Genomic DNA, 7,369 nt, shown 5'->3' on the forward strand with positions numbered 1-7,369 from the left:
GACGGCGCCGGAAGTGAACAGGAAATGACGGCGGTTGAAGGCGGACCGGTTCCCGGCCATGAACGTCCTCCGGTGTCGTGCCGCAATGTTCGCGGCCGCACGGCGCTGAATAGAATGACCTATTCATGAGGCTCAGTGGTCGTTATGGCCTGGATATGAACGACGCCGGAACATGGAAAGCCCATTGATCGTCCACCGGAAATGGATGGTTACCGGTCCGTGGTCTTTCCGAACCGGGACGCGGACCGGCGGAAAGATCGAATACGCCTTATTCCCAGGGGAGTTGCGAGCGGTGCGCCCAGTAGGCGGCCGGGGACTGCGCCAGAGCGCCCATCGCGGCCAGCCGGTCCGGGTCGAGTTCCACGGTCGCGGCGCCCAGATTGGAGGTGAGCTGGGCCGAGGTCGCCGCGCCGGACAGCACGGTGTCGACCCATGGCTGGTGCAGGACCGCGGCCAGGGCCAGCGCGTCGTAGGGGGCGCCGGTGGCGGCCGAGACGGGGCCCAGCACCTGGTCGATGCGCGGCTCGCCGAGCGCGAGACGGCCGTTGGCCATGGCTTCCTTGACGATGATCATGCGGCCCGACGCGTGGGCTTCGGCCAGCGCGGGACCGGCCGAGGGTTCCAGCAGGTTCCAGGTGGACTGGACGCTGCGGAACAGCGGCTCGCCGTCCACGGTGATCTCCATCGCCGCCCGGATCGCCTCGCCCTGTGCCGGTCCGCTGGTCGACATCCCCACGGTGACGCCTTCGGCGGCCAGCGCGGCGAGCCGCCGGTGCAGCGCGGTGTCGGTGAGGGCCGGGCTGTCGGGGGTGATGGAGTGCACCTGGTAGATGTCGAGGTGGCCGTCGAGCAGGCTCCGGGTCTCGGCGAGCTGCCGCTCGTAGGTGGCGGCGCTGTGGTCCTTGACCTCGTGGGCCTCGGCGTGGACCTGCCAGTCGGCGGTGTAGGTGTAGCCCCATTTGCTGGACACGACCAGCCCGGGGCGCTCGCCGCGGCGCTCCAGCCACTGCGCCAGGAACTCCTCGGCGCGACCGTAGGAGCGGGCGGTGTCGATGTGCCGGACGCCGCTGTCCCAGGCCTGGTCGAGCAATGCGTGCGCCCGCTGCCGCATCGCGTCCACTCCGCGCCCGGGCGGCAGGTCCTGGTCGCGGCCCAGGTTGAGGTAGCCGGGCCGGCCGACGGCGGCCAGGCCGAATCCGATCCGGTGGACGGCGGGTGCGGCGGGCGTTCGGCTGGGCACGGGCGGCTCCCTGGGGCTTGCGCGGACGGTCGCGGGCCGGGGCGGCGGCTTTTCTCCCGGGCCGGCGCGGGCGGCCGGCTGCCGGGCCCGCACGATCACGGTAGCCCGGCCGGCCGCTCGCACGGCCGCCCACCCGGGCAGGTCACCCGGGTGGGCGGTGGGTCACGCGGCCGGCGGCAGCCGTCAGCCGAGGCTCCACTGCTGGTTCGCGCCGCCGTTGCAGGTCCACAGCTCCAGCGCGGTGCCGTTGGCGTTGCCCGCGGGCTGGTCGCCGCCGGTGACGTCGAGGCACAGGCCGGACTGGGTTCCGGTGATGGTTCCGTCCGGGTTGAGCCGCCACTTCTGGTTGGCGCCGCCGTTGCAGGTCCACAGCTCGACCTTGGTGCCGGCGGCGGTCTGGTTGTTGTAGGCGTCCAGGCACTGCGTGCCGCCGTACAGGCGCAGCTCGCCGGCCGCGGTGATGGTCGCCGCCTGGTTGGCGGCGCCGGAGCAGTCCCAGATCTCGATGGCGGTGCCGGGGGTGGTCGCGCCGCCGGTGGCGTCCAGGCAGCGGTGGGAGGAGGCGCCGATCAGGGTGTGCGTGGTGCCGGTGCTGCTGCCGCTGCCGGCCGAGATCCGGTACATGACCGAGCCGTGGCCGGGAACGGAGGCCGAGATGGCGCCGGTGCTGCTGCTCACCACGTTGGACCACAGGTTGGTCAGCTTGTACGACGGCGCGGACGGCAGGCCGACCGCGGCGGCGGTGGTGGTGATGGTGGCGGCCGAGGAGTTCTCGTTGAAGAGCACCACCGACACGTCGCCGTTGGACAGCGGCTTGGTCAGCACGTCGAGCCCGCCGGAGGAGGACACCTGGGTACCCTGCTTGCCGAGCGCGTCCTGGTCCACCGCGACCACCGACCGGTTGCCGTACAGGGACAGCGTCGCCGCGGTGGCCTTGCGCAGGTCGGTGCCGGCGATCAGCGGGGCGGCCATCTCGGACCACAGGCTGAACTCGGAGCGGTCCTCGGTGAAGGACATGCCGTTGCCGACCTCCAGCATGTCCGGGTCGTTCCAGGCGCCCGGTCCGGCGTACTGGGCCAGCTGGACGTTGCTGTGGTAGATCGACAGCATCGAGCCGAAGGAGGCGTTGATGTCCCCGGTGGTGCGCCACAGGTTGCCGGTGGCCGCGCCCCAGGTCCAGACGCTGTCCTCGCCCCACTCGCACATGCTGAAGACGATCGGCCGGCCGGTGCTCCGCAGCGCGTCCCGCATGGCGTTGTAGCGCTGCTGCCAGGGCACCCCCTGGTTGTTGCAGTTGTCGTACTTCAGGTAGTCCACACCCCAGGAGGCGAAGCTGTCGGCGTCCTGCTGCTCGTGGTTCAAGCTGCCCGGGTAGCCGGCGCAGGTCGCCGTCCCCGCGCTCTCGTAGATGCCGAGCTTGAGGCCCTTGCCGTGCACGTAGGCGGCCGTCCCGCTGATGCCGTCGGGGAACTTCGTGTGGTCCGGCACGAGATTGCCGGCCGCGTCGCGCTGTGAGGCCATCCAGCAGTCGTCGATGTTGACGTAGGTGTAGCCGGCGTCCTTCAGCCCCGAGGAGACCAGGTAGTCGGCCGTCTGCTCGATCAGCTGCTCGCTGACGTTGCAGCCGAAGGCGTTCCAGTCGTTGAAGCCCAGTGGGGGGTGTCCGCGCCAGGCCGTTGTCGAGGGCGTGCGCCCGCGGGGCCGCGCCGAACAGGGCCAGGACCGGCAGCAGGAACAGCGCCAGCGCTGCCGCCAGGACCGTTCTCGGGAGGGACGGGGAAGGGTGCATCGGGGCCTTCTCCTTCGCAGTGGGGGGTGGGCGGCGAGCCGACGGCCGTATGTTGCAAATTGAGGGGGGTTGTTGGATGTTGGCTCGTTGGCAGTGTCGGCTCCGCCTGATGGCCCGTCAAGGGACCTGACACGCCCAATGCGGCGCGGGCCGCCCGGCTCGATGTCAACAAAGCCGAACAGCCCGCCGCCGCGGCGACCGTGCGCCGGCCACAGCACTAGCTCCCGTAGACCTCCAGTTCGTAGATGCGGGCGGCGTTCGTGCCGTTGCCGGTGGTGTTGGCCGGCTGCGAGACCGCCAGCCGGACGTAGCGGGCCTGCCGCGGCGAGACGGCGTTGTACGTCCGGCTGGAGCGGGACCCGGTGACGGTGGCAGCGGTGGACCAGGCGCTGCCGTCGGTGCTGGTCTGGATCTGGAAGGCGCCGGTGTTCCAGGCGGTGGTCTCACCGCCGAGGCCGGCGTGCTCGACGACGAACGACGAGACGGTCGTGGGCGCGCCGAGGTCGACCTGCAGCGTCGGATTCGTCGCGGTGGAGCACCACTTGCTGTTGTTCTTGAGCGTGCCGTCCACCGCCTTGTCGGCGGACTCGGCGGCGGCGCAGGCGGCGGAGGCGGTCACCGGCCTGCCCCGCGCGAGATCGGCGCCCGGTTCGGGGGCGGCGGGCACCGCGCTCGCGCCGTCCTGGAACGAGGGCGGTACGTCGCCGGCGCCGGTGCCCCAGGTGCTGCTCGGGGTGGCGCCCATGGTGAAGGCGATGGTGCCGCCGGCTGCCACGTCCGGGTAGCGCAGGTAGCTGTGGCTGGTGGCGGCGCCGTTGACGCTCAGGCCCTGCACGTAGCCGCCGCTGCCGCCGGAGGTCACGGTGATGTCGCCGCCGGGCCGCTGGAGCCGCACCGAGGGGAACTGCGGCCCGTTGACGGCCAGGGTGTCGGCGCCCGGGGTGGCCGGGTACAGGCCGAGGGCCGCCCATACGTACCAGGCCGAGGTGGCCCCGAGGTCGTCGTTGCCGGGCAGGCCGCCGGCCCCGGTGGTGTAGGACTCGGTCATCACCTTGCGGACCGCGTCGGAGGCGCCGGCCGGGTCGCGGGCGTAGTCGTAGGCCCACGGCACGGCGTGCTCGGGTTCGTTGCCGATGTAGTAATAGGGCAGGCTCTGCCCGGCGTTGACCTGGGTGAAGTGGTGGTCGAGGCGCTGGACGGCGGTCTGCCGGCCGCCCATGTCGTTGATCAGGTCGGCGTAGTCGTAGGGGACCATCCAGGTGTACTGGGCCGCGTTGCCCTCGGTGAAATTCGTCGGGCCGGCCGGGTCGAGCGGCCAGGTCCAGCTGCCGTCGGAGTTGCGCGGCTGGGTGTAGCCGGACTCGGCGCCGAAGGTGTTGCGCCACCACTGGGCGCGGGTCATATGGGTGCTGTAACTGCTGGTGTTGCCCAGCGCCTTGGCGAACTGCGCCACCGCGAAGTCCGAGGCGGAGTATTCGAGGGAGTCCGAGGGCGCGCCCGGCAGGTAGTGCAGGCCGGTGTAGGTCGACTGGTTGCCCCGGACGGCGGAGCCCTGGGTGGTGCCGCCGTTGGAGGCCTTCTCCATCAGGGACAGGGCCGCGGCGGTGTCGAAGTTCCTGGTGCCGAAGGCGTAGAGGCTGCTGATGATGATCGGCCCCGGATCACCGGTCATCACGAAGTCCTCGGCGGTCTGCTGCGACCACTTGGGCAGCAGGCCGCCCTGCCGGCCGTCCAGCACCATCGAGTTGGCGATGTCGGCGGCCTCGGTCGGGGCGATCAGGGCGATCAGCGCGGCCCAGGAGCGGTAGATGTCCCAGCCGGAGTAGTTCTGGTAGACCGGGCGGGAGGAGTTGTGCACCGCGCCGTCGAAACCGCGGTAGTCGCCGCTCACGTCGCTGGCGATGTTCGGGCTCTGGAAGACGTGGTAGAGCGCGGTGTAGAACTTCTTCAGGTCGGCGGTGGCGCCGCCGGTGACCTGGGCCCGGTTCAGGACGGAGTTCCAGGCGTTGTCGGCGGCGGCGCGCACCGCGGCGAAGTCCCAGCCGTTGTTCTCCGCGGTCACGTTGGCCCGGGCGCCGGCCGTACTGACGTAGGACAGGCCGACCTTGAACTGCACGGTGGCGGCGCCGGTGGTGTCGAAGGTGACATAGGCCCCCGCGTTGGTCCCGCTGGTCGCCGCCGAACCCGCCGAGACCGCCGCGCCGTTCCAGGTGCCGAAGCCGGTCGGGGCGCGGTCGAAGCGGATGTCGAAGTAGATCTGGTAGGTCTTCGCCGACCCGCAGAAGCCGCCCGCGGTGACACTGCCGGTGACTTCGGAGCCGCTCACCTGCACGGTGCCGCCGCGGCTGCCGGTCGCGCTGCGGCCGGTGCTGATCAGCAGCCCGGCCGAGGTCGACGAGGGGTAGGTCAGCCGCCCCATGCCGGTGCGGGTGGTGGCGGTCAGCTCGACGTTCGTGGCGTACTTGTCCAGCCGGTTGCGGTAGTAGCCGGGGGCGGCGGCCTCGTTGGCCTTGGTGTAGGGGGAGGCGTAGCTCGTCCAGTTGCTGCCGGGGGAGGTGCCGACGCCGCCGGTGATCGGCATCAGCGGCAGGTCCTCGTTGTTCGGGCAGCCGGCCCCGTCGAAGTGGGTGAGGCTGAAGTCCTCCACCGAGGTGTCGGAGTAGCGGTATCCGGACGGGGAGGCCGTCGGGGTGTCGGGGCTGAACTGCACGCCGCCGAACGGCACCACCGCTCCCGGGTATGTGCTGCCGCCGGCGCCGCCGCCCACCGGGTTGGGCGCGTTGCTGTCGTCGGTGCCGACGAACGGGTCGGCGTACTGGGTGAGGTCGGGGCTCGCGGCTGCCCGGGCCGGGGCCGCGGCGAGGCCGCCGACGCCGAGTGCGGCCAGCAGCAGGGCGCTCAACACGCCGAGGAGTCGCGATCTGAGCATGCTCGGAGGCACGGAGGGACCACCTTCTCGTGGAGGCCGGTTGTCGCGCGATGCCGTACGGCGGGTGGCCTCGGGGGGCACGGGGGATGCTCGAAAGGCATGGGAACGTTACCAAGCAAAAACGAATTGTTGACGTGTACCTGACTATGTGTCAAGAGTGCGGGCGGCGCGCAAACCGGCGTGGCCTTTCGCGGGGAAATGGAGGATACGCAGATTCGTAGGATGAATTGACGGCCCGTCAGCAGGTCGGAACACGCCGAAAACCGCTGAGAACGTTACCAGTGGACCCCGCCGCGCTCCGATGACACGGCCGCACCCGCGACGGCTGCCGCCGACGAGCGGGGCAGCGCGCCGCGCCGCCGGAACCCCTGCCATCATCGACGCGTCTCATCGAGAGGCGGACAGCTGGAGGAGGCCTGTGAGGCGACCGACGATGAAGGACGTGGCGCGCGCCGCCGGAGTCAGCCCGATGACCGTCTCCCGGGTCGTGGCCGGCGAGGCGGGCGTCTCCCCGGGCACCGCGGCCAAAGTCGGCCAGGCGGTGCGCAAACTGGGCTACCAGCGCAACGACAACGCCCGCCACCTGCGGCAGAAGAACTTCGGCACCTGCACCGTCGCCCTGGTCGTGGACGACCTGGCCAACCCGTTCTACGCGCTGATGGCCCGCTCGGTGGAGGACGAGGCGCACCGCCGCGGCTATGTGGTGCTGGTCGGCAGCACCAACGACGAACCGCGCCGCGAGCGCGAGGTGATCGCCGCCTTCACCGCCCGCCAGGTGGACGGTCTGATCATCGTGCCGACCATCGGCGGCCACGGCTTCCTCAAGCAGCCGATGGCCACCGGCACTCCGGTGGTCTGCGTCGACCGTCCCGCCCGGGGCCTGGCGGTGGACACCGTCACCGTGGACAACCGGGCCGCCGCCGAACGCGGCGTCGGCCACCTGCTCGGCCACGGCCACACCCGGATCGCCTACCTCGGCGACCGCCACGGCATCTGGACCCAGCAGGAGCGCTACCGCGGGTACCTCGCCGCGCTCGCCGCCCGCGGCATAGCCGAGGACCCCGACCTGGTGCGGCACGAACTGCGCTCGCACCGGGCGGCGCGGGCCGCCCTCGCCGGCCTGCGCGCCCTGCCCGACCCGCCGACCGCGCTGTTCACCAGCAACGACCTGATCACCATGGGCGTACTCGACGGTCTCGACCATCCCGCCCCGGTCGCCATCGTCGGCTTCGACGACCTGCCGCTGGCCGAGCGCCTCGACCCGCCGCTGACCGTGGTCAGCCAAGACCCGGTCGCACTCGGCGGGACCGCCGCCAACCTGCTCTTCTCCCGGATCGGCGGCGACCGCTCCGCCCCCCGTTCGGTGGTCCTGCAGACCCGCTTCATCGTCCGGGGCTCCGGCGGGTTCCGG

General features: G+C 71.4%; 4 protein-coding genes. 1 reads left to right on the forward strand and 3 read right to left on the reverse strand.

Going from position 1 to position 7,369, the window contains the following annotated elements; genetic code table 11:
- Positions 1–268: 268 nt before the first annotated feature.
- From GA0115240_RS04935 to GA0115240_RS04945, 3 genes are all read right to left on the reverse strand, one after another.
- Entirely contained in the window at positions 269–1,240 is a 972-nt protein-coding gene (locus tag GA0115240_RS04935) for an aldo/keto reductase (RefSeq protein WP_093735423.1), read from the reverse strand.
- A gap of 183 nt (positions 1,241–1,423) precedes the next feature.
- Complete coding sequence (locus tag GA0115240_RS04940) at positions 1,424–3,049, reverse strand: glycoside hydrolase family 27 protein (protein ID WP_370673278.1); 1,626 nt, start codon at positions 3,047–3,049, stop codon at positions 1,424–1,426.
- 197 nt (positions 3,050–3,246) lie between these two features.
- The gene (locus GA0115240_RS04945) at positions 3,247–5,958 is read right to left on the reverse strand and encodes a GH92 family glycosyl hydrolase (RefSeq protein ID WP_093735424.1); all 2,712 of its coding nucleotides are present in this window, start codon (positions 5,956–5,958) and stop codon (positions 3,247–3,249) included.
- 418 nt (positions 5,959–6,376) lie between these two features.
- On the opposite strand from GA0115240_RS04945, the gene GA0115240_RS04950 reads away from it, so the two are divergent.
- A partial coding sequence (locus tag GA0115240_RS04950) for a LacI family DNA-binding transcriptional regulator (RefSeq protein ID WP_256069546.1) occupies positions 6,377–7,369 on the forward strand: 993 nt, incomplete at its 3' end.

This window comes from Streptomyces sp. DvalAA-14, assembly GCF_900091855.1.
GTDB lineage: Bacteria > Actinomycetota > Actinomycetes > Streptomycetales > Streptomycetaceae > Actinacidiphila.